Origin of the sequence: Methylocapsa sp. D3K7 (assembly GCF_029855125.1) — a bacterium.
Taxonomy (GTDB): Bacteria; Pseudomonadota; Alphaproteobacteria; order Rhizobiales; family Beijerinckiaceae; genus Methylocapsa.
Window position 1 is genome coordinate 1,679,109 of the sequence record NZ_CP123229.1, and the last position, 21,784, is coordinate 1,700,892.

Consider the following 21,784-nt stretch of genomic DNA (forward strand, 5'->3'; position numbering starts at 1 on the left):
AGGATAGCAATCGCTGCCAGACACCGTCGCATCAACCGCCGCAAGCTCAGCGATAAACTCGAAGCTAGCCGTCGAAGGCGCGGCTTCAGCGGCTGCTCACGATTCATTGTAAATACGCAATGAATCACAAACCGTTTTAACGTTCGTGGCGTTAAACCTGTGGGTGCCCTCGTGGACTTCATGGACTCCATTCGACAACCCCATCAGGGCCTTCGACGCAGCCCGAATTTCGCTGGGAAGAGGAAGTCTGAATACCCCTGCCACCACCGGGTAACAAGGAATGAGATACAAGTGAGACCGAAGCTGAGACGCCAGGTTCCTAAGCTCCCGAGATGTTTCGTCCAAGACGTCCGTCGTCAGAACACCTGGGTTGTAGATGACGTTAGCGCGTTCGATAAGCGCGTGCGAGATCACACCAATTGTCTTTTTCAGATCATGGACTGGCTCTATAACTAACTTAAGAGCAATCTGACCCAAAATATATACGACTGTGCCGGAGAACACAGTCCAAAACACGTTCTGGTTTGGCACGAATTCCTCCGGGAACATATTGCGACAAAATGGAAACCCTTTTCGTCCCATGCTTTGCGAATTTTGAAGGCCCATTACAGTGCGCGGTGTCGTCTTGCTCAGGCTCGCTGTGTCAACATCACAGCGCCTCTATCGCGATGGCGGTGGCCTCGCCGCCGCCGATACACAGAGCCGCCGCGCCGCGCTTCAGCCCGTATTTTTGCAAGGCCGCGAGAAGCGTCACGACAATTCTGGCCCCCGACGCACCGATGGGATGGCCAAGCGCACAAGCGCCGCCATGCACATTGACTTTTTCATGCGGCAGGGAAAGCTCTTGCATCGCTGCCATGGTGACAACCGCGAAGGCCTCGTTGATCTCGAAAAGATCGACATCCGCCAAAGACCAGCCGGTCTTGTCCATCAGTTTTCTCACCGCACCAATCGGCGCGGTCGCGAATTGGCCGGGCGCCTGCGCATGGGTTGCATGAGCAATAATGGATGCCAAAGGCGCGATTCCTCGCTGTTCGGCCGCCGAACGTCGCATCAGGATGAGCGCGGCGGCGCCATCGGAAATGGAACTTGAATTCGCCGCCGTCACGGTGCCGCCTTCCCGGAACGCCGGTTTTAGGTGCGGTATTTTATCGAGTCTTGCCTTGAGCGGCTGTTCATCTTGCAAAATCACCAACTCGCCGCTTTTGCCGTTCTTGACCGTGACCGCCGCAATTTCCTTTTCGAAACTGCCGTCGTTGATCGCCTGTTGTGCCCGCTCCAACGATGTGACGGCGAAGGCATCTTGGGTGGCACGGGTGAATTGAAAGCTTTCCGCGCAATCCTCCGCGTAGGCGCCCATCGGCAACCGCGCGCCATAAGCGTCCTCGAGCCCATCGACAAACATATGATCGAGAATTTTTCCATGCCCCATGCGGTAACCGGACCTCGCCCGATCCAGCAAATAGGGCGCGTTGGTCATGCTCTCCATGCCGCCCGCGAGAGCGATCCGGGCGCTGCCGGCCGCCAAAATATCATGCGCAAGCATAATGGCTTTCATACCCGACCCGCACATTTTGTTAACGGTCGTGCAGGGAGTTGATTCGGGGAGGCCCGCGGCAAGAGCCGCCTGGCGGGCAGGAGCCTGGCCCTGCCCGGCGGGCAAAACACAGCCAAGGATCAGCTCTTCAATGTCCCGAGGTTGCACGCCCGAGCGCGCCAGCGCCGCTTTCGCCGCCGCGGCGCCGAGGCTTACCGCACGGAGATCCTTGAAATCCCCTTGAAATCCGCCGATAGGGGTGCGGGCGGCGGCCACGATGACGACTGGATCGGTTTTGGTCATGGCTGCAGACATCTGGCCGGAGAAGTGCGCCGAGAGAGAATTTCCACCCGAATGGCTACCGGCAGACCCGAAAACTCCCCCCTTTGGGGCATGAACACAAGCAACTTGCAGGGTATTTGCATAAACATCATGCTCCAACGCGACAGGACGGGCGCGACCGCACTTCTGCCCGCGACGCTTCACCGCAAAGGTTGTTTCGCCTCAAATACGTGCAGCGATGCTATGGTTTGGCGTAAGATAAGCATGCAACACGCAATAAGGAAGAGTGATGGACCGGATTCTCGTACTCCTGCGTCACGGCCAAAGTGATTGGAACCTGAAAAACCTGTTTACCGGTTGGAAGGACCCAGATCTCACCAGCAAAGGAGTCGAGGAGGCCCGCGCCGCCGGGATTTGCCTCAAGGAACGGGGCCTGACCTTCGACCGCGCTTTCACCTCAAGTCTCGTCCGCGCGCAGCATACCTTGGAATTGGTGCTTGCCGAACTCGGCACTCCCGGTCTCGAGACCGTGAAGGATCGCGCGATCAACGAACGGGATTACGGCGTGCTTTGCGGCTTGAACAAAGATGATGCCATCCGAAAATGGGGCGCCGACCAAGTGACGCAATGGCGCCGGTCCTACGATGTCCGGCCTCCCGGCGGCGAAAGTTTGAAGGATACGGTGGCCCGGGTTATCCCCTATTATTGCCAGAAAATACTCCCAGCGATTCTGAACGGCCAAAGGATTATCGTCGTCGCCCACGGCAATTCGCTGCGCGCGCTGATCATGGTCCTCGACCAGCTAACTCCGGAAACAATCCCGAAGATGGAACTCGAGACCGGCATTCCCGTCATTTACCGCCTCAAACCGGATTCGACTGTCGACAGCAAGGAGATGCTCGCTCCAGGGCCGCTCCGGGAGATAGCCCCGGTGGCCGTGGCAAGCGCATAAGTCCCAGCTGAACCCGTCGAAAGCTAGCCGGGCGCGCGCATAGTACCAATATGTTTCCGGGAAGAAACGATTTGGTGCGGTTGTCAAACATGGCGCGACAGAAAGAATTGTTCGCCGCCCCTGAAACCGGGGCGGGGCTTTGCCTGGCTGCGGGGCTCACTCTCTTCCGGTACTATCTCGACGGTGCGGCCCAACGTTCACTTGCCGGCGGGATCGCGGAAGCCGTTCTGAAGGCGCCATGGTATATTCCAACCATGCCTCGCTCGGGACACCCCCTTTCGGTCAAGATGACCAATTGCGGTGGCCTCGGCTGGGTGTCCGACCGCGACGGCGGCTACCGGTATCAGGCAGCGCATCCGGTCACCGGGGAGGCATGGCCGCCGATCCCTCAGTTGGCGCTCAGCGCATGGCGGGCGCTGGCCTCCTACCCGCATCCGCCGGAAGCCTGCTTGGTCAATTTCTACGATCGTCACGCGCGGATGGGCCTGCACCAGGATCGCGATGAAGCGGAGCTCGCGGCGCCCGTGGTTTCGATCTCGCTCGGAGACAGTTGCTGCTTTCGTTACAGCGGCCTGAGGCGCGGCGATGCGGCGCGGAAAATCGAGCTCAACTCCGGCGATGTCCTCGTCATGGGGGGCGCCGCGCGGCTGACCTTCCACGGCGTCGACAAGATTTTTCCTGGCTCCTCGGGGCTGCTCCCAGACGGGGGTCGCATCAATTTGACTTTGCGGCGGGTGACGAGGCCGCGCGCGATGTGAAATATATTGCGGATTGTGGTAAGCGCGGATGGCTGCGGTGCCGGAGTGTTTGATGAAGATTTCCCTGATCCAGATGAACTCGGTGAGCGACAAACCCGCCAACATCGCCGCCGCATCCAAGCTTATCGAACAAGCCGTTGCCGAGGAACAGCCCGACTGGATTTGTCTACCCGAATGTTTCGATTTTCTCGGCGGCGACCGGGCCGCCAAAATGGCGGCGGCGGAAACGTTTCCGGGCGGCCCCGCCTATGGCGCGATGCAGGCGCTGGCCCGCAAACACACCGTTTACATCCATGCCGGCTCCATCCTTGAAAAACCCGAGTCAGGCGAACGCATTCACAACACGACCGTCGTCTTCGACCGCAGCGGCACGGAAATCGCGCGCTATCGCAAAATCCACATGTTCGACATCACGGCGCCGGATGGAACCAAATATCATGAAAGTGCGGCCTTCGCGCGCGGAGAGTCGGTCGTGACCTATCGCTGCGAGGATATGATCATTGGCTGCGCCATCTGTTACGACCTGCGGTTTCCGGAGCTTTTCCAAAGGCTCTCCGCCAAGGGCGCCGAGATGATCGCCTTGCCCGCCGCCTTCACCTTGCAGACCGGCAAGGACCATTGGGAAGTGCTGTGCCGCGCGCGGGCAATCGAGACGCAAACCTACGTCTGTGCTCCCGCCCAGACCGGCACCCATATCGATGCAAAGGGACCGCGTCAGACCTATGGCCACTCCTTGGTTGTCGATCCCTGGGGCCATGTCATCGCCAAAGCCTCCGACGGCTGCGGCATTGTCTCGGCGCGAATCGACCGCGCGCTCGTCAAAAAGATTCGGGCGCAGATCCCGGTGGCGCAGCATAAGGTGGCCTTCGGGTGAACAGAACACCCGGGAGGCATGTCGGCGCATCGCGGGGTATTTCGCGCCGCACGGCCTTATCCCTTGCTCTCTCCGGACTCGCAGCGAGTGGCGCCCGCGCTGGCGACTCATCACCTCCCATGATTTGGCATCGGGGCGAACTCGGCGATCCCGGTTCGCTCGATCCGCATAAAGCCACGACTTTGATCGAAAGCAATATCCTCGACGAACTTTTCGAGGGGCTTGTCACCTATGATGCGCGCGGCGCGATTATTCCCGGCGCCGCCGCGAGCTGGTCGGCCGATCCCGCCGGGACGACCTACAATTTTAAGCTTCGCCCGGAGGCGAAATGGTCGAATGGTGACAGGCTGACTTCCGGCGATTTCGTCTTCGCATTCCGGCGGCTGATGGCGCCTTCGACGGGCGCGCCCTACGCCAATATTCTTTATACGCTAAAGAACGCCGCAAGGATCAACAAGGGCGAATTGCCGGTTGAAGATTTGGGTGCGCGCGCAGTCGACGAGGCGACTCTCGAAATCACGCTGGAATATGCAACGCCCTATTTCATCGGTCAGCTTGCCCATATGACCGCCAAACCGCTCCATCGTAAATCCATCGAGGCCTTTGGGTCGGATTTCGTCCGCCCCGCCCATATGGTGACCAATGGTCCTTTCATGCTGAAGCAATTTATTCCGAACGATCGAATCATTTTGACCAAGAACCCCTCCCATTACGACGCGGCCCGCGTCGCTCTCGATGGTGAAATATTTTACGCTCTCGAGGATCGCGGCGCGGCACTGCGCCGCTTCATGGCCGGCGAAATCCAATCCTACAATGATGTTCCGGCCGAGCAGATCGGTTTCGTGCGCGGCCATCTGGCGGAGGCGTTCAAGGTCACGCCAAACCTCGGCAGCTATTATTACGCCTTCGACACGCGCGGCAAAACCTTCGGCGACCGGAGGGTGCGGCAAGCCTTGTCGATGGTGATCGACCGCGAATTTCTCGCCGAGCGCATTTGGAGCGGCACGATGGACCCAGGCTATAGTTTCGTTCCGCCAGGAATTGAAAGTTATGGCCCGCCCGCCACGGTCTCCTGGAAGGACATGGATCTCTATGAGCGCGAGGACGAAGCCAAAAAGCTGCTCGCCGAAGCAGGCTTTGGCCCTGGCGGCCCTCGGCTTGAAGTGGAAATCCGCTTCAACAATTCGGAAAATCACCGCGCGACGGCGGTGGCGATTGCCGATATGTGGAAAGTGCTTGGCGTCGAGACACGGCTTCTTGCCACCGATGCCCGGACCCACTACGCTTTCCTGCGGGAAAAGCGGCCCTTCGAAGTCGCGCGATCCGGCTGGTTTGCCGATTACCCGGATGCGCAGAACTTTCTGTTTCTTGGTGAAAGCGGCAACATGGCGTTGAATGCCGCGAGTTTCACTAACAAAACCTATGACCGGCTGATGCAAGAGGCTCAAGCGGAAAGCTCCCCCGAACGGCGCCGCACCCTCTTGCACGAAGCCGAAACGATTCTCCTCGAGGAACAACCCTATCTGGTTCTCCTCATTTACCGCTCCCGCAATCTCGTCTCGCCCAAACTTCGAGGCTGGGAAGAAAATGTTCTCGACAATCATCCCGGCCGCTACGTTTCGATCGCGCGTTGAGCGAATTGGCGTTTGGGTCAGCGGCCAAAAGAGCGATTGAACAATAAGGCGGGCGCCGCCTCGTCACATGTCTTACCGATGGCATGTTTCAGCCGCGGACAGTTTGCGGCAAGAGTAGTGCTATCGAGGACATCCGGCAGGCGCGTGTGACGGACGCAGACGGCTCCATCCGCCCGCCAGGCCGCCTCGAAGGTCATCCCCGGCGCCGGTTCGTCGGCCTGTATTCCAATCGTGTCGAAAATATCGATCGGCGTGCCGTCGCGCGTATGGCTGGTGCCGTCGCCGCAATAATCGGCTCGGACCAGCCGGACACAGGTTTGGTAATACGGCGCGAGCGGGACGTGGTCCGGTCCAAAGCCCCAGGGCTTATAGCCGAAGCGGATGCATTTGCCTTCGGCGCCACCGGTGCAGGTGAGCAGAATGCCCGCGTGCGTGGGCTCATAGTTTCCATCTTGCGTGAAAGCTCCCGCAAGCGGGAATCCAAGCTGCCTGCCCTCGGGATCTGGCAGACACAGATTACGCCAGTCGCCACTCTCCGTATCCTGTTCAAAGAGCGTGTAGAGAAGGACTTCGCCTGCTGTGTCTTTGAGATCGCGTTCCACCCCATCGATGCGGATGCGACGCTCCTTCCCACTGCCATCGCCAAGTACCAGAATTGTGCCTGACAGCTGCTCTTGCGGGAGGGTTCGCCCGTCGTTCAAGGTGATGCGGAAGGCAGTTCCCTCCACCTCGACGCTGCGCACGCCAACATTTGTGGCCACTGCGGGTGGCGTGCAAAAGACAGAAAACCCGGCGGCGATCAGAAGACACACCGCCGGGTGTCGCATGCGCAGGCCCCCCGCCCACTCAGCGAATAGTGGCGCCCGGGATAATGACGGCCTCGACCGCAACGCCGTTGAGATCGCCGAGCGCCGAGCCGGCCGTTATCCGCGTGCTGGCGGGGACTCCATTTTGCGCGACCCCATTTATGGCTATCCCGTTTATGGCTATCCCGGCTCCTACGGGCGTGATGCAGGCCAGCGGTGCGGCGAGGATCAAGGGCGCGCCTATGATCAAGGCGAACCGAGAAAAGTGTAACATCGCTTCCTCCATGGTTAAAAGTATGACGCTGGTAAGAACGAAAGCGGGCTACGGCCGACAGCTTGCCGGAACCCAACTATAGCCCCGGTCTTAATGGCATAGCCCATATACTACGCAGGGCAGTTCATGGGGAGACCTTCAGCTGGTACGTAATATTCAGGGAGCCGGCGGATGGCACCGTGAATGTCCCGGTAAAATGGAGCAGATGCGACCCTGGCGAAAGTGGCTTAAGCATCACATACACCCCATCGTCCACGCCAATATAGGAGGCATCGGCGCCTGCAGGCAGACCGAACAAGTTGCCTTCAGGGACTACGAAGTCGAACACAGTCGATTGGAACCGGAGAATGCCCAAGTCATCGAGGCGCCGCCCATCGAGATCGGCCTCAAGCTTTGTGGTTCCGTCGATGGTGTCCTGGTTGGCCTTACGAAATGAATTGATCGTATCCCCCAGCTTCGGGTCGGGGAATACATCGACCGCATTCACGATTGGAAAGAAAATATTCTTCCCGTTTGGCACGGTGCATTGCCGCTTCGCGGTAGCGTTCGCAGTACCGGGGTTAAACTTGCCGCCAAGGAAGAACACCTGGCCCGTTTGCCCGGTTGTGCAGTCCCCATTATCGAACAAGGGGTGCGAAGAAACGGGAATTGAGAGCGCCCATTGCCACCATGCAGCGGACCAGTCGCCGAAGGTCCTGCCTGCGATGACGGTATTTGGGTCAATCGCTCGGGACTTCTGACTATCCGCGGTTGCCACCGTGGATGAAAAGACGGCAACAGTCAGGATCGTGGCCGTCACGAGCGCCTTTGATCTTCGTCTGCCCATCTTCCCCTCCCACTTCGTGGCGCTACATAAGCGCGCGTTTCCGGGCCTGTCGTCATCGGAACCGATGATGGGGGGAAACTTTTGGAATTTCAGACGCCCGCGGGCGAGCCAGGGTAACGGGTCTCGAAGAAGCAGCGGATGAGTTCGGTCTGACGGTTGGTTCCGGTTTTCGATAGGATGTGCTTCGCGTGGGTGCGTGCCGTAGCCTCGGTGATATTGAGCCGCGCGGCGGCCGCGAGAAGACCTTGGCCGCCAATGATTTCACTGAGAACGCGGGTTTCGGCGGCGGTGAGCCCGAATTTGGCGGCAAAGCGCTGGACTTGAGCGCCGAAATTGGCGGCGGAATCGATAACGAAGACTGCGGCCGCTGGCCTATCAATATCGAAGATCGAAACCATGCGGTTCGCGGCAAGCGGGATGAGATGGGCGACAAGCGGCGGGCAATTCTCGCCGCGCGGCAGCTCAAGGGTTCCGCCGATATCGCCGCCGTCACGACCGGGCCGCGCCCCGCCGCGCGCGAGCGCATGTAGGCGCGCAGTGAGCACGGGACTCGCCGCCGCGAGCCGCCCATTCTCATAGCGAAAGCCCATTTGACACCGCACGAGACTTTCGGCTTTGGCGTTAGCAAAGAGGACCCGGCAATCCCTGGTCAGGAGAAAGACGGCGAAACCGGCGGCCGCGACCGCCGCGCCGAGTGAGTCCGCCGTTGCTTTGGTACGGGAGAGGAGCATGGAAAGATCACCGGCCCGTTTCAAATGCGGCGCCAAGGTTTCCAGGAGTTGCCATTCCGCTGGTTCGACCCAAAGCGCGCCGGGCGACCTATAAAGTGTCAAAAGTCCGAACTCTTTGGGCGTGTGAAAAAGACCAACGCCGAGGATATCAGCCCACCCCTGAGGCAGCATAAGGTCATTGCATAAAGCCGAGGCTTTGAACGAATCTGTCTGGGTGATGGGTGTGGCCGATCGCACCTCCCCCGGGGCTATTGCCGCCATAATTGGGTGGAGAGGGTTTGTCTTGTAGTAATGTTGGACATATAAATCGATATAGTAAGGATCGGTATTGCACAGTGCCGACATCTCTTCCGCGGAAACCAGTCGAATACCGAGACCGCCGGCCACCGATTTCGTCGCTTCGACGATGCCCTTGACGACCTCATCCCATCCGGAGGGGTCGATAATGGCGTCATAAATTGCCGCGATGAGATCGTTGATGTCGGCCATCGCGAGGCCCCCTCCCCGCTAGACCCCGATAGAAGCACTGTTAGGAGCAATATTCCAGAGCTAAAATTAGGAGAAGCCAAATGCCGGCTTCGCGCTGGATGGCTTTACTTGACAAAAAGACATATTCTTCACGCCATGCCACCCGCCGCAAGCCGCCGCCGGTAAGATGCTGTAAAGACAAAGGCCCGGCAATCGTACCAAAACGTTTCACGTGAAACATTTTGGTACGATTCACCCACTCTGCCCTCGGAGGGGCTAACCGGATAAACCATGCTTCGCTTTTTTCTATCGCGCATCGCCACGGCCATCCCCACGCTATTCATCATCATCACACTCGCGTTTTTTCTCATGCGGCTGGCGCCCGGCGCACCCTTCGATTCCGAACGGGCGCTCGATCCGGAAATTGCGAACAATCTGCGCCGCATCTACAAGCTTGACCTGCCGCTGACGGAACAATTTTGGTTCTATTTGCGCAGTCTTGCGCATGGCGATTTCGGACCGAGCTTGCATTGGCGCGATTTCACCGTGAACGAACTTTTTGCGATGGCGCTGCCAATCTCGGCGACTCTCGGCATTAAGGCCATGCTTGTTGGAATCGTGGCAGGCACCGCGATCGGCATCACCGGGGCGGCGGGGACAGGCGGATTTGGTCCGCGCTTTGTCGATGGCGCGGCGATCTTCGGAATTGTACTGCCGGTCTTCGTCGTCGCGCCGATTCTTCAGCTCATATTCGGCTTAAAGCTGCATGTCCTTCCCGTTGGCGGCTGGAACGATGGCGCGTGGAAAAATCAGGTCTTGCCGGTTATAGCGCTCGCCCTGCCGCAGATCGCCATCGTCGCGCGCCTCATGCAAGCAGCGCTCACCGATGCGCTTGCGATGCCCCATATCCGGACGCTGCGGGCTTTTGGAATGCCTTGGGTTCACGTCCATAGTCATGCTCTTCGAGCCGCCTTTCCGCCGGTTGTGTCCTACCTCGGCCTCGCCGCCGCCAATGTGCTGACCGGCTCGGTGATCGTCGAAACCATCTTTGGGATTCCCGGCATGGGGAGGTATTTCGTCGATGGCGCGCTCGGCCGCGATTACACGCTTGTCATGGGCACGGTCATCGTCGTCGCGGCGGCGGTGCTCTTGTTTAATCTCATCGTCGATCTCGTCCTTGCCTGGCTTGATCCACGCGTCCGTTATGAATCGAGGCCGCGATGACTGAGACCGCGCGAGCGAGCCAGCTGCCGCTTGCAGCCCATCCCCCGCGCAATTGGCCGGTGCGGGTGAGCCTATCCCTCCTCGGTGCCATTGCGCTTCTTTGCCTTATCGGGCCGCTTTTCTCAGGTCATCCCTACGATCAGGTGTATCGCGACTATGTGCTTGTTGGCCCTTCCCTTTATGCGCATCCAGATGCCATAGAAATCGAAGGCGCTGTCGCTGCGATTGCGCGTCGCATGCATCTGACGATCAAAGCCACGACTGGCGGCGAGACCCTTCATTTGACACTCGATGCAGAAAAGCCCATCGATCCGCGCGCTTTACGTAGCTTTGAGCGATCGGATCTCTTTGGACCCGCCGACATTGCCAGTACGGCAAACGAAGGGCGCCGCCTTGACATCGACGTGCCCGTGAAGCGAACCGTATTTCTATTCGGGACCGATGCCAATGGCCGCGATCTTTTCACACGTGTCCTCGTCGCTGGCCGGATCTCGCTTGCCGTTGGTCTCCTTGCCTCTTTCGTTGCGTTGACAATCGGCGTCACCTATGGCGCGGTCGCCGGCTATGCAGGCGGTCTCACCGACACTTTGATGATGCGCGCCCTGGAAATCGTCTACGCGCTGCCTTTCATTTTTTTTGTGATCGTTCTCGTCATGGTCTTCGGGCGCCAATTCGTGCTGATTTTCGTTGCGATCGGCGCTGTTGAGTGGCTCGACATGGCGCGCATCGTTCGTGGTCAGACGCTTTCGATCAAGCAGCGCGATTATGTCGCCGCCGCCGAAGCGCTCGGCGCGGCAACGCCCGCGATCCTCTGGCGTCATGTGATTCCCAATGCATCGGGTCCGATCATCGCCTATCTCACCGTGCTTGTCCCTCGCGTGATCCTGCTCGAAAGCTTCGTGTCCTTCCTGGGACTTGGCGTGCAGGAGCCACTGACGAGTTGGGGTGTGCTGGTCGCGGATGGCGCCCGCAACATCCAAGGCTCTCTTCACCTCCTGATTTTTCCCGCGATCTTTTTGGGCATTACGCTGGGCGCACTGCAGAGCCTTGGCGACGGCTTCCGCGCCCACGGACCGCGGTTCCATTGATGGACACTTCCGCCGAGCCCATCCTGCAACTTCGCAATCTTCGAGTGAGCTACGGTCCGCAGCAAGTCGTCAAAGATCTGAGTCTTTCGGTAAGGCGCGGCGAAACTGCGGCGATCGTCGGCGAATCCGGCTCCGGCAAAAGCCAGACCGTCCTCGCGGCGCTCCGGCTCGTGCCCCGGCAAGCCGTCACCCATGGGTCCGTGCTCTTCGAGGACAGCGAACTCCTCACGCTGCCGCAGAGCCGGCTCGACGCGCTGCTCGGGCGGCGAATCACCATGGTGTTTCAGGAGCCCATGTCATCGCTTGATCCTTTGTTTACGGTCGGCGCTCAGATCTGCGCTGTCTTGCGCCTCAAGGGGGGCCTGCCGCGCCGCGCGGCACAGGTCCGGGCCAAGCAACTCTTGGAACGTGTTGGCATCGATGAACCGGACCGCCGGCTGCGCGCCTACCCGCAAGAATTGTCCGGCGGCCAGCGTCAGCGTGTCGCGATTGCGATGGCGATTGCCTGCAATCCGGAGCTTTTGATCGCCGATGAACCGACGACCGCACTCGACGTGACGGTGGCCGCGAAAATTCTTGATCTTCTCGCACATCTCAAACAAAGCCTCGGCATGTCGATGATTTTCATCAGCCACGACCTTGGCGTCGTCCGCCGTATCGCCGACACCATCCATGTGATGCGCGACGGAGACATCGTCGAAAGCGGCGCCGCCGCCCGTATTTTCGCCAACCCGCGCCACGACTATACGCGCATGTTGCTCGCAAGCATGCCCCGCCCGCACCCGTGCTTCGTAGCTGCCGCGCCGGTGTTGCTGCGCGCGGAGAATGTCTCCGTCCGGTTTGCCTTGCGTGGTGGCTTGTTCGAAGCAAAGCATAAGATCAAGGCGGTCGATGGCATCAGCCTTCGTCTCGATCGGGGCCGCACGCTTGGGATCGCCGGCGAGTCCGGGTCCGGCAAATCGACGCTCGCCCGCGCGCTTTTAAAACTTGTGCCGGCAAGCGGCATAATCCATTTTGATGGACGCGATTTGACACGATTGGACCGGGCGGCGATGCGGCCTTTGCGGCGCTCCATGCAGCTTGTGTTTCAAGACCCTTACAGCTCGCTCTCACCCTCCATGCGCGTCGGCGACATCGTGACGGAGGGATTGCGCGTGCATGAACCGGGTATGACAGGGCGCGAGCGCGACAAGCGCGCGGCCTTGGCGCTCGAGGAAGTTCTTCTCGATCCAGAACTCCGGCACCGGTTTCCGCACGCCTTGTCCGGCGGCCAGCGGCAGCGGGTCGCGATCGCCCGCGCGATGATCCTGAAACCGCGGCTCGTCGTGCTCGACGAGCCGACCTCGGCCCTCGATCGCACCGTGCAAACCGGCATTCTCGCATTGCTCGAGGATTTGCAGGAAGCGCACGGCCTGACCTATGTCCTGATCAGTCATGACCTTGCGGTAATCCGCGCGGCCGCCGATGAGATCGCGGTGATGAAGAACGGGCGGATCGTCGAACAAGGGCCCGCACAAGAGATTGTCGAGCGCCCCCGCGAGCCCTATACAAGGGCACTCATCGCGGCGGCGTTTCAAACTGGCGAGGCGTGACGGTGTCCCAGTTGCGCCCCTGGTCCAGGATTCGCATTGGTTTTGCGCAATACCCGTATTCATGGCCCGTCAGCGGTACGGGCCCAATGTTGTAGACAATGGCGAGGTCAGCCACATGCTTTTCGATGGTCAAACGATCAAAGCCGATATCCTCGACGGGCGCATAGCCGAACTGCGCTTTGAGCGCGGCACTGAGGCGGTCAATAAGCTCGACTCTCTGACGTTTGGGGAATTAAGCCTCGCGCTCGATTCGATTGCCGCCACCTCCGCGATCAAAGGCGTTTTGATCACCAGCGCCAAGGAGACGTTCATCGTCGGCGCCGATATTTTCGAATTCACTCATATCTTCAAGCATCCGGAGGCCGAAATTGAAGCCTTCGTTGCCAGAAACAGCGCCATTATCACGGCGCTTGCCGATCTGCCGGTGCCGACGGTAGCAGCGATCAATGGCCTCGCACTAGGCGGCGGTTTTGAACTCGCACTCGCCGCCGACTACCGGATCATGTCCAACGCCGCCAAAGTCGGTTTTCCGGAGATCACCCTCGGCCTCTTTCCCGGCTATGGCGGCACCGTCCGCCTGCCCCGCCTTGCCGGCCTCGCGACAAGCGTGGATTGGATCATTTCTGGAGCGCAGCAAAGTCCCGATAAAGCCGTTCTCGCGGGTGTGGCCGACGCCATTGCCGCGCCGGACATCTTGCGTTTTGCCGCCCTAGCGGTGCTGGAGCGGGCGATCAGCGGCGAATCCGATTGGCAAGCCAAGCGCGCCCGCCTGAAGCAAAGACTTGGAGTAAGCCGGGACGAGGCGGCAACCCTGCTTGCCCCGGCGAAGGCGCAAGCCGTCAAGGCGCTTCCGCATTTTCCTGCAGCCCATGCCGCGGTGGACTTGCTGGAACGAGCCGCTGACCTTGATCGCGATACCGCCCTGGAGCTCGAAGCGCAGATTTTTGCCAAGATCGCAAAGACCCAAGCGGCGGACTCGCTCGTGGCGATTTTCGTCAACGATCAGGCGGTGAAAAAGAGCATCCGCCGCTATGCCAAGGACGCGCCGCCTGTCCGCAAAGCGGCGGTCGCGGGAGCTGGGATCATGGGCGGCGGCATTGCCTATCAGAGCGCCTCGCGCGGCGTGCCGATCATCATGAAGGACATCGCCGCCCCCGCGCTCGACCTCGGCATGGGGGAAGCGCGCAAACTGCTCGCCAAATCGGTGGAGACGGGACGGCTCAGCCAAGAGAAGGCCGATGTGATCCTTGCTTCCATCACGCCAAACCTCACCTATGAGGGGTTCGACACAGCCGATGTGGTGATCGAAGCGGTCGTCGAAAAAATCGGCGTCAAACACACGGTGCTGCGGGAAATCGAGGAACTGACGCGCCCCAGTACGATCCTCGCCTCGAACACCTCGTCATTGTTGATCGGCGCCTTGGCCGAAAATTTGCGGCGCCCGGAAAATTTTCTAGGCATGCATTTTTTCAATCCCGTGCCCAAAATGCCCCTCGTCGAAGTCGTGCGCGGTCCCAAAACATCGCCGCAAGCCATCGCGGCTGTCATGGGCTATGCCGCCGCGATGGGCAAGACGCCGATCATGGTCGAGGATTGCCCGGGCTTTGTCGTCAACCGCGTGCTCACGCCCTATCTTATCGCGTTTCTGCGGCTCGTTCATGACGGCGTTGATTTCGTCGCCATTGATAAAGCCATGGAAGCTTTCGGCTGGCCGATGGGACCCGCTTATCTCATCGACGTCATCGGCATGGATATTTCCCATCATGTCGTCGAAATCGTCTCGGCGGGTTTTGCCCCGCGCATGGATGTCTCTTTCGAAACGGCGATCGATATTCTCTTGCGCGCCGGCCGCCTCGGCCAGAAAAGTGGCCATGGCTTTTACAAATATGAGGCCGATTCGAAGGGCCGTCCGCGCAAGAATATCGACCCTGACACGGAACGTCTTCTCGCGCCCATACAACCCAATGGCAAAACCAGCTTGACCGAGGAAGAGATCGTTTCCCGCATGATGCTGCCCTTGATTCTGGAGGCGGCGCGTTGCGTCGAGGACAAAATCGCGGCCTCGCCAGGGGATGTGGATATGTGCCTTCTCCTTGGCCTCGGTCTGCCGCGCTATCTCGGCGGCGCTCTCAAATATGCCGATCACCTTGGTCTCAACACTGTCGTGGAAAGTGCCGAGAAATGGGTGAGCCTTGGACCTATTTATCGCCCGAGCGAACGCTTGCAGGCCAGGGCCGCGGCGGGAGACGTGTTTTATCCCCTATAAGTCCATTATAGTGAGCGATCCGCGATGTTGAGCTTTCATTCCTCTGCAACCAACGGCGAGATCTCCGTCCCCAAGGACGCAAAAATCTTACCATCAGATGTCAATTGGATCGACGCTCAGCGGCCGGATGCGTGGGAGATCGCTTTTTTGCAGCGCGTGCTTGGCATTCGGGTGCCGACTCTCGTGGAGCTCTCGGAAATCCAATCCTCCAGCAGGCTCCGCGCAGAGAAGGATTGGCTCCACATTAGCATTCCCATGATTTACCGGGCAGAAGGCTTCATGCCGGCGTTGACACCGCTCGGCTTCGTCTTGTCGCAGGATGTGCTGCTGACAGTTCGTTTCAAGCACATGAAAGCTTTCGAGGATTGTAAGGACAATCTTTCCCGCTACCCACTGCAAGCCGGAGGGGCGGGCGCCTTGGTCAGCCTTATGGAAGTCATCATCGATCATTGCGCCGACATTCTGGAAGGTGCCGCTAGCGATCTCGATCAATTATCGGAGAAAATTTTTGGCGCACACAAAAAACAAGTGCCGCGCCATGGGCCGCGCGAAGATAGTGAACGGCTCAGCGCGATCATGCGGAAGATCGGAGTCCATGGCGATCTGACCTCGAAGGTCGAAGATGTTCTGCTCGGCACGGCCCGCATGTTGCCTTATGTCGCGACCAATGCCGCGCCCTATCTTGAAGCTGACAAACGCGCGAAACTCAAAAGCCTGCAACGCGATGTCGCGTCACTCAACGATTACGAAACACATCTGACCGACAAGATTCAGTTCCTGCTGGATGCCACCTTGGGACTGACGAACATCGAACAGAACAATATTTTTCGCATTCTGACCATTGTCTCCGTTGTCGGCATCCCACCAACATTCTTTGCAAGCATGTGGGGCATGAACTTCAAAAATATCCCCGAATATGACTGGGCTTATGGCTATCCATTTGGACTTTCCGTCATCGCCGTGAGCGCGATCATCCCAATCCTCTGGTTCAAATGGCGCGGCTGGTGGTAGTTGCGGAGGCCCGACAGGCTGCCCCCACACTGACAGAAGAAAAGCTCCTCGCGAGACTTCTTTATCGCGACGCGATGATGCTGGTGATCGACAAGCCCGCCGGAATCGCGGTTCATCGCGGCCCAAAGGGCGGCGAAAATCTTGAAGATTATTTCCTTCCCCTCCGCTTCGGCCTGCCCCGCAACCCCGCTCTCGCGCATCGGCTCGATCGCGACACGTCAGGCTGCCTTGTGCTCGGGCGCCACCGTAAGGCGCTCGAAAAGCTCGGCCTCCTGTTCAAGCAAGGCAAGATCGAAAAACGCTATTGGGCCGTGGTCGATGGAGCGCCTGCGGAAGATGAAGGCTTGATTGATCTGCCGCTCGGCCGCCTCGATGCGGATCGCGGCTGGTGGATGAAGCCAGATCCCGCCGGGCTTCCCGCAAAAACGATGTGGCGGGTCCTTGGCCGCGCGGATGGCCTTGCATTTGTTGAGCTCGCGCCATTAACGGGACGTACACATCAATTGCGGGTGCACTGCGCGGCGCTCGGCTGGCCAATTCTCGGCGATGCCATCTATGGGAAAGGCGGCGCCATGGGGTTGCAGTTGCACGCCCGGATGATCACCATCCCGCTCTACAAGACCAAGGAGCCGGTCACCATCGTGGCGCCGGTGCCTTCGCACATGCGCGAGACACTCGCAGCATGCGATCCAGGGTTACTCCTCGAATCAACTTAATTCCCCACATATTGCCGCAAACGCGTCTCGACCGCAGTTTTGTCCGCCGCCGAGAGTTTGGCCAGCTCGCTATCGAGCCAGGCATCCTTGACCCCCGCGGCCCTTGCTAGAAGATGCCATTTCATGGCTTCGACCGCGTTCTTCGGCAGTCCACGCCCGGACGCCAAAAGGCGCGCGGCGCGGTTTTGCGCGACAGGGTTGTCGCGCGCCGCAGCCTTGAGAAAAAGCTTCGCGGCCGCCGTTTCGTCCTTATCGACACCGACTCCATTGAAAAGCATGATGGCATATTCGACTTCGGCCGGAACATTGCCGTCCTTCGCGGCGCGGCCAATCCATTGTGCGGCCAGTTCATCGCTTTTTTTGACCCCGGTGCCTTTCCGGTAAAGCAGGCCCAGCGCATAGGCGGCATCGGAATCGCCAAGATCCGCGGACTGCCGGAAAAGCCGCGCCGCCTTGGGAAAATCCGCGACAACACCATTGTTTTCGATCGCCATGACACCGAGGTTGTACAGCGCACCCGGATGATTTTGCGCCGCCGCCTTGACGAACAGTTCCGCCGCCCCGGCGCGATCTTGTGGCATGCCCTCACCTTTGAGTTTGGCGCTCGCCAAGGCGAAAATCGCCTGACGGTCGCCCGTTGCGGCGGCGAGCTTGTACCAGCGGCCGGCTTCCGTTGCATCGCGCCGCACGCCCATCCCCTGCGAATAAAGCTCTCCGACGAGGGTCATCGCGGGCCCGTCGGTGGGATCGGCTTCGATTCGTTTCATCGCCTCCTGCAAAGCGGTGAAGTAATAGCCGCGCTGATAGGCGCCGAAGGCAAGATCGGGGGCGCCACCAAGCCGCGCGGGAACCGCCACAGCATTCCTCTTAGCTGGTTGCTGCATGTCCGGAGCGGCCTGCGCATGCACGGAAATACAGCTGGAAGCAATCATGAGCCATGTAGCCGAAACGCCAGCGCAAAGCCGCAGATGCGGGCGAGGGCCGAGGATCATTGAACCACTTCCTTGATGGAAGTGAGAAGGCGCGCCGCCTCGCTCAACGCCGTTGCCGCGCCGCGCGGATCGGCGAACACCGCATCGCCGACCGCAACGAAGTCGGCACCGGCGCGGACGAGATCGCCGATCGCGGAAAGTTCATGGGCGTAGCCGACGCAAGGAACGTTGAAGATTTCCGCCCACCAGGCGACGCGCTCGGTGATACTTTCCTGTGACTCCCCGCTGCCGGGGCCGCCGAACATCACATAATCAACGCCCGCCTCGCCCGTGGTCATCGCCGCATCCCGTGTTTTCAATCCTCCGGCACCAACAATATGAGCTGGTTGCAAGGAACGAACAGCCGATTGCAGCTCCCCCCCCGCGTCATCGAGATGAACCCCATCGGCGTCGAGGCGGACTGCCAATTCTGGATCGTCCGCGACAAGGCTGGCAATACCATGCTTTTGCAACATGGGGATGAGCGCGCGCAGGGTTTCCTCTTTGGTGACTTCGCTGCCGGCGGCGGTTCGCAACAAGACGCAAGCAACGCCGCATGCTGCAACCGGCGCCTCGAAAAGGGACGCATAAGCGCTCCAATCGGACATGGGCGGGGTGATCAAATAAAGGCGGGTCGGGTCGGTTGGCATGGCAAAAAGCGGCTCCAGCGGAATTTCGGGTTCATTGTTAGAGGATATTGCGCCGGTTTTGTGCATGAGGCGAGACACCAGCTCTAAAAAGTTTTGCCCTTCACCGCGAGATTTATAAGATAAATCAATGAGATCAAGCAGTAACGCCAGCGGCTTTGCAGGCGTGCTGGGGAAAAGCGGCGGGAGGACGCCAAGGCCGCTGTCCGGCCCGCTTGTTTGGACGGTGCATCCGTGTTACCCGCAGCCGCGCAGGAGATTTTTTAACAATGGCAGACGGAAACGGAAACGGAAACGGCGACGCCTCTCAGGCGGATGCGGCGCCTTCGATCAATGCGATGGTTCAATACACCAAGGATTTCTCCTTCGAGAATCCGAACGCGCCTCGCTCGCTGGGGCCGCAAGACAAGCCGCCGAATATTTCCATTCAGGTGAATGTCAATGCACGGCAAGTGGCGGAAGCCGACTTCGAGGTCAATATCCTGCTGGAAGGGTCGGCTGGCGAAGGGGCAGCTCTGCTGTTCAAGTTCGAGCTAGACTACGCCGGTCTCTTCCGCTTGCGCAATATCGCCGCGAATGACATGCATCCTGTGGTCATGATCGAGTGCCCGCGCTTGTTGTTTCCCTTCGCCCGCCAGATTATCGCCGAGGCGGTCCGGGACGGCGGGTTTCCGCCGCTTTACATCGATCCGATCGATTTCGCTGCACTTTACCGCAAGCGCCTCAGCGACGCCGCTGCCACCGCCCCCGCGCCAGCCAGCTAAAATTATTCCTGTCCGAAACGGAGCAGGCTGGAGCCATGCGCTTTAAGCCATGCCTCCGCGCGGCCGGTGTCCGGCGTTAAGCGGTCAACGGCGGCCCAGAACGCCGCTGAATGATTCATATGCACAAGATGCGCGGATTCATGCGCGGCGAGATAATCGAGGACAAAATGCGGCGCCATGATTAGGCGCCATGAAAAACTGAGCGCGCCGGAGGATGAGCAGGAACCCCACCGGCTTGTCGTATCACGCAAGGTGATTCTGCTCGGCACCGCGCCGAGTCTTTGAGTGTGGCTCTCCACGGCGGTCTTGATGTCGCGCAAAGCTTCCTTGACGAGGAAGTCCCGGACCCTGCGAGGCACGAAGGGCGCCTCGGCGTTGACACAAATGAGCGGCGGGCTCGTTGGGCCTTGTTCTTCAAGCCAGACGCCCCGGCGCCTTGCCTGGCAATGGGTGATCAAGTGTACGGTTCCACGCAGCGGCACCAATCCCCCCGCCGAAAGAGGAATTTTTTCGGGGAGCAAGCGCAGTTTCGCGCCGATCCAGGCGGCATGCCGGTTCGCGAAGACTTTTGCCTCGCCGAGGCTCCCGCGCGACGGCATCGTCAAAACGACGTCCTGCGTCGCCGCGCGCACACGCAACGTAAACCGTCGCGCGGAGGCTATGCGCCGGATAGCGATTCGATAGGTTTCGCCCGCATGGGAAACTTCGAGCGTCGTGATTCCGGAAACGCGGGGTGCGATTTTTCGCGGAGGCAGCATGGCCTCAGAATAGCCGGAGGCCAAGTGAGTCGCTAGGGCAATGATTTCAAAAAATGGCTGACCTATCGATTAAAGTGTGCCGGCGATTCACATTTAAGCGGTTTCAACAAGCTTCAAGCCGATGTCCGGAGTCTTGACTGCACGATGGAAGGCGCGGATGCGGGGCACCACCTCGTTACGGAAACGCGACCCGTTGAACACGCCGTAATGTCCAACCTTGTCCTGCTGATAGTGGGCTTTCATATGTTGTGGAAGATTTTTGCATAGTTCTTGCGCGGCTTGGGTCTGACCGAGCCCGGAGATATCGTCGTTTTCGCCTTCTACGGTGAGCAGTCCCACACGGCGGATCGCCGATAAATCCACTGGCACGCCGCGATGGGTCATTTCACCGTTTGGCAAAGCGTGTTTGACAAAAACAGTATCGACCGTCTGCAAGTAAAATTCCGCCGGAAGATCCATCACCGACCGGTATTCATCGTAAAATTCCCGGTGCTTTCTGGCGGAGTCGCCGTCACCCGAAACGAGATGATCGAAAAACTCCATATGCGCGGTTATGTGACGATCGATATTCATCGCCATGAAGCCGGTGAGCTGTAGAAAGCCGGGGTAAACCTGCCGCCCAGCACCGGGATAGCCAAACGGAACCGTGCAGATGCAATTGCTCTTAAACCACGCGCTGCCTCGCTCCTGCGCGAGCAGATTGACCTTGGTCGGGCTTCGCCGCGTGTCGATGGGGCCACCCATCAGCGTCATCGACGCTGGGACATAGGGGCTATCCGCCGCTTCCATCAAAGCGACCGCCGCGATCAAAGGCACCGCCGGCTGGCAGACGCCAAGTGTATGAACGGTGCCGCTCCAAGAGTCTTTGCTCAAGACCTCACAGATGGACATCACATAATCGATATAGTCGTCGAGATCGAAACGGCCGGCAGCGACCGGAATCGCGCGGGCATCGACCCAATCCGTGATGTAAACATCATAAAAAGGGAGGAATGCCTCAACGGTGCCGCGCAGGAGAGTCGCATGGTGACCAGACATCGGCGCGATGATGAAAAGCTTCTCGCGTGGCTCCGGTGAGCCGGTGTCGAACTGTTTTTCGAAATGCAGAAGCTGGCAAAACGGCCGCTCCCAAACCACGCGCTCGACGATAGGAATGGTTTTGCCGCCGGCGGCCACCGTACTGAAGCCAAATGTCGGCTTGTCGTAGCGCCTGGTCAGCCGTTCGAAAACTTTCGCCGAGGCCGCCAGATTGCGGCCCGCCGCCGTGTAGGAAAACGGATTGATGGGACTTTCGAGCCACGTCCGGGCAACATCTGTCATGGCCCGCGCCGGAGCCAGCGCAAGATGCGCCATTTCATGCATTTCATAGGAAAAAGGCGGCATTTTCCAAATCCTTGGCTCCAGCTCCCATAAGCTACCAAGCCATACGGCAACATAAAGGCAGTTTTGTCCGGTTCCCTGACCCAGCGGCGAAGTGTTCGATATTGCCCCAGAGCGATTTATCAAAGAAAAATTTTTACTTTAAAATAATTCTTTGTCTCCATGCCGATGTCATACCGGGCGTGCGGCAATCTCTTCCGGGACACTCCAACGCCAATAATAGCA

The 21,784-nt window shown here is 59.3% G+C and carries 21 protein-coding genes; 11 read left to right on the forward strand and 10 right to left on the reverse strand.

Features of this window, described 5'->3' with window-relative positions; translation table 11 throughout:
- Positions 1-649: 649 nt before the first annotated feature.
- Complete coding sequence (locus tag QEV83_RS07640; protein ID WP_280130608.1) at positions 650-1,840, reverse strand: acetyl-CoA C-acyltransferase; 1,191 nt, start codon at positions 1,838-1,840, stop codon at positions 650-652.
- Positions 1,841-2,108: 268 nt separating this feature from the next.
- Between QEV83_RS07640 and QEV83_RS07645 the strand changes: the two genes are divergently transcribed.
- The 4 genes from QEV83_RS07645 (at position 2,109) to QEV83_RS07660 (ending at position 6,037) form a co-directional block, all read left to right on the forward strand.
- Complete coding sequence (locus QEV83_RS07645; protein ID WP_280130609.1) at positions 2,109-2,771, forward strand: 2,3-bisphosphoglycerate-dependent phosphoglycerate mutase; 663 nt, start codon at positions 2,109-2,111, stop codon at positions 2,769-2,771.
- Between the two features lie 89 nt (positions 2,772-2,860).
- Entirely contained in the window at positions 2,861-3,529 is a 669-nt protein-coding gene (locus QEV83_RS07650; RefSeq protein WP_280130610.1) for an alpha-ketoglutarate-dependent dioxygenase AlkB, read from the forward strand.
- A gap of 52 nt (positions 3,530-3,581) precedes the next feature.
- Positions 3,582-4,403: a carbon-nitrogen hydrolase family protein gene (locus tag QEV83_RS07655; RefSeq protein WP_280130611.1), complete on the forward strand. Its 822-nt coding sequence runs from the start codon at positions 3,582-3,584 to the stop codon at positions 4,401-4,403.
- Positions 4,400-6,037 carry a peptide ABC transporter substrate-binding protein gene (locus QEV83_RS07660; RefSeq protein WP_348273266.1) on the forward strand — a complete coding sequence of 546 codons (1,638 nt, stop codon included), beginning with the start codon at positions 4,400-4,402 and terminating at the stop codon, positions 6,035-6,037. The genes QEV83_RS07655 and QEV83_RS07660 overlap by 4 nt, the downstream gene beginning before the upstream one ends.
- A 17-nt stretch (positions 6,038-6,054) precedes the next feature.
- Here the strand turns inward: QEV83_RS07660 and QEV83_RS07665 are convergent, their stop codons facing one another.
- The 5 genes from QEV83_RS07665 to QEV83_RS07685 all read right to left on the reverse strand — a co-directional run bounded on the left by QEV83_RS07665 (position 6,055) and on the right by QEV83_RS07685 (position 9,398).
- Entirely contained in the window at positions 6,055-6,864 is an 810-nt protein-coding gene (locus tag QEV83_RS07665; protein WP_280130612.1) for an ADYC domain-containing protein, read from the reverse strand.
- A 19-nt stretch (positions 6,865-6,883) separates the two neighbouring features.
- Positions 6,884-7,117 carry a hypothetical protein gene (locus QEV83_RS07670; RefSeq protein ID WP_280130613.1) on the reverse strand — a complete coding sequence of 78 codons (234 nt, stop codon included), beginning with the start codon at positions 7,115-7,117 and terminating at the stop codon, positions 6,884-6,886.
- 124 nt (positions 7,118-7,241) lie between these two features.
- Positions 7,242-7,943, reverse strand: coding sequence for a hypothetical protein (locus tag QEV83_RS07675; protein WP_280130614.1), 702 nt, complete (start codon positions 7,941-7,943; stop codon positions 7,242-7,244).
- 89 nt (positions 7,944-8,032) lie between these two features.
- On the reverse strand, positions 8,033-9,163 hold the full coding sequence (locus QEV83_RS07680) for a helix-turn-helix transcriptional regulator (RefSeq protein ID WP_280130615.1): 1,131 nt from the start codon (positions 9,161-9,163) through the stop codon (positions 8,033-8,035).
- Between the two features lie 40 nt (positions 9,164-9,203).
- A complete protein-coding gene (locus QEV83_RS07685; RefSeq protein ID WP_280130616.1) occupies positions 9,204-9,398 on the reverse strand; it encodes a hypothetical protein in 195 nt (64 codons plus the stop codon).
- Between the two features lie 35 nt (positions 9,399-9,433).
- Between QEV83_RS07685 and QEV83_RS07690 the strand changes: the two genes are divergently transcribed.
- The 6 genes from QEV83_RS07690 to QEV83_RS07715 all read left to right on the forward strand — a co-directional run bounded on the left by QEV83_RS07690 (position 9,434) and on the right by QEV83_RS07715 (position 17,039).
- Entirely contained in the window at positions 9,434-10,366 is a 933-nt protein-coding gene (locus QEV83_RS07690) for an ABC transporter permease subunit (RefSeq protein WP_280130617.1), read from the forward strand.
- Complete coding sequence (locus QEV83_RS07695) at positions 10,363-11,454, forward strand: ABC transporter permease subunit (RefSeq protein ID WP_280130618.1); 1,092 nt, start codon at positions 10,363-10,365, stop codon at positions 11,452-11,454. Before QEV83_RS07690 ends, QEV83_RS07695 begins: the two co-directional genes overlap by 4 nt.
- Complete coding sequence (locus QEV83_RS07700; RefSeq protein ID WP_280130619.1) at positions 11,454-13,046, forward strand: dipeptide ABC transporter ATP-binding protein; 1,593 nt, start codon at positions 11,454-11,456, stop codon at positions 13,044-13,046. Before QEV83_RS07695 ends, QEV83_RS07700 begins: the two co-directional genes overlap by 1 nt.
- Positions 13,047-13,161: 115 nt before the next feature.
- Complete coding sequence (gene fadB / locus QEV83_RS07705) at positions 13,162-15,312, forward strand: fatty acid oxidation complex subunit alpha FadB (protein WP_280130620.1); 2,151 nt, start codon at positions 13,162-13,164, stop codon at positions 15,310-15,312.
- Between the two features lie 24 nt (positions 15,313-15,336).
- Entirely contained in the window at positions 15,337-16,323 is a 987-nt protein-coding gene (locus tag QEV83_RS07710) for a magnesium transporter CorA family protein (protein ID WP_280130621.1), read from the forward strand.
- A gap of 74 nt (positions 16,324-16,397) precedes the next feature.
- Positions 16,398-17,039, forward strand: a complete 642-nt coding sequence (locus QEV83_RS07715) for an RNA pseudouridine synthase (RefSeq protein ID WP_280130997.1) — start codon at positions 16,398-16,400, stop codon at positions 17,037-17,039.
- Here the strand turns inward: QEV83_RS07715 and QEV83_RS07720 are convergent.
- Entirely contained in the window at positions 17,036-18,031 is a 996-nt protein-coding gene (locus QEV83_RS07720) for a tetratricopeptide repeat protein (RefSeq protein WP_280130622.1), read from the reverse strand. The two genes, QEV83_RS07715 and QEV83_RS07720, sit on opposite strands and share 4 nt — an antisense overlap.
- Positions 18,028-18,660, reverse strand: coding sequence for a thiamine phosphate synthase (locus tag QEV83_RS07725; protein ID WP_280130623.1), 633 nt, complete (start codon positions 18,658-18,660; stop codon positions 18,028-18,030). Before QEV83_RS07725 ends, QEV83_RS07720 begins: the two co-directional genes overlap by 4 nt.
- 266 nt (positions 18,661-18,926) lie before the next feature.
- On the opposite strand from QEV83_RS07725, the gene secB reads away from it, so the two are divergent.
- On the forward strand, positions 18,927-19,421 hold the full coding sequence (gene secB, locus QEV83_RS07730; RefSeq protein WP_280130624.1) for a protein-export chaperone SecB: 495 nt from the start codon (positions 18,927-18,929) through the stop codon (positions 19,419-19,421).
- Positions 19,422-19,423: 2 nt separating this feature from the next.
- Here secB and QEV83_RS07735 read toward each other — a convergent pair whose 3' ends face one another.
- Both QEV83_RS07735 and phaZ read right to left on the reverse strand, forming a co-directional pair.
- Positions 19,424-20,179, reverse strand: coding sequence for a SprT family zinc-dependent metalloprotease (locus QEV83_RS07735; protein ID WP_280130625.1), 756 nt, complete (start codon positions 20,177-20,179; stop codon positions 19,424-19,426).
- A gap of 93 nt (positions 20,180-20,272) precedes the next feature.
- The gene (gene phaZ / locus QEV83_RS07740) at positions 20,273-21,562 is read right to left on the reverse strand and encodes a polyhydroxyalkanoate depolymerase (RefSeq protein ID WP_280130626.1); all 1,290 of its coding nucleotides are present in this window, start codon (positions 21,560-21,562) and stop codon (positions 20,273-20,275) included.
- Positions 21,563-21,784: the final 222 nt, after the last annotated feature.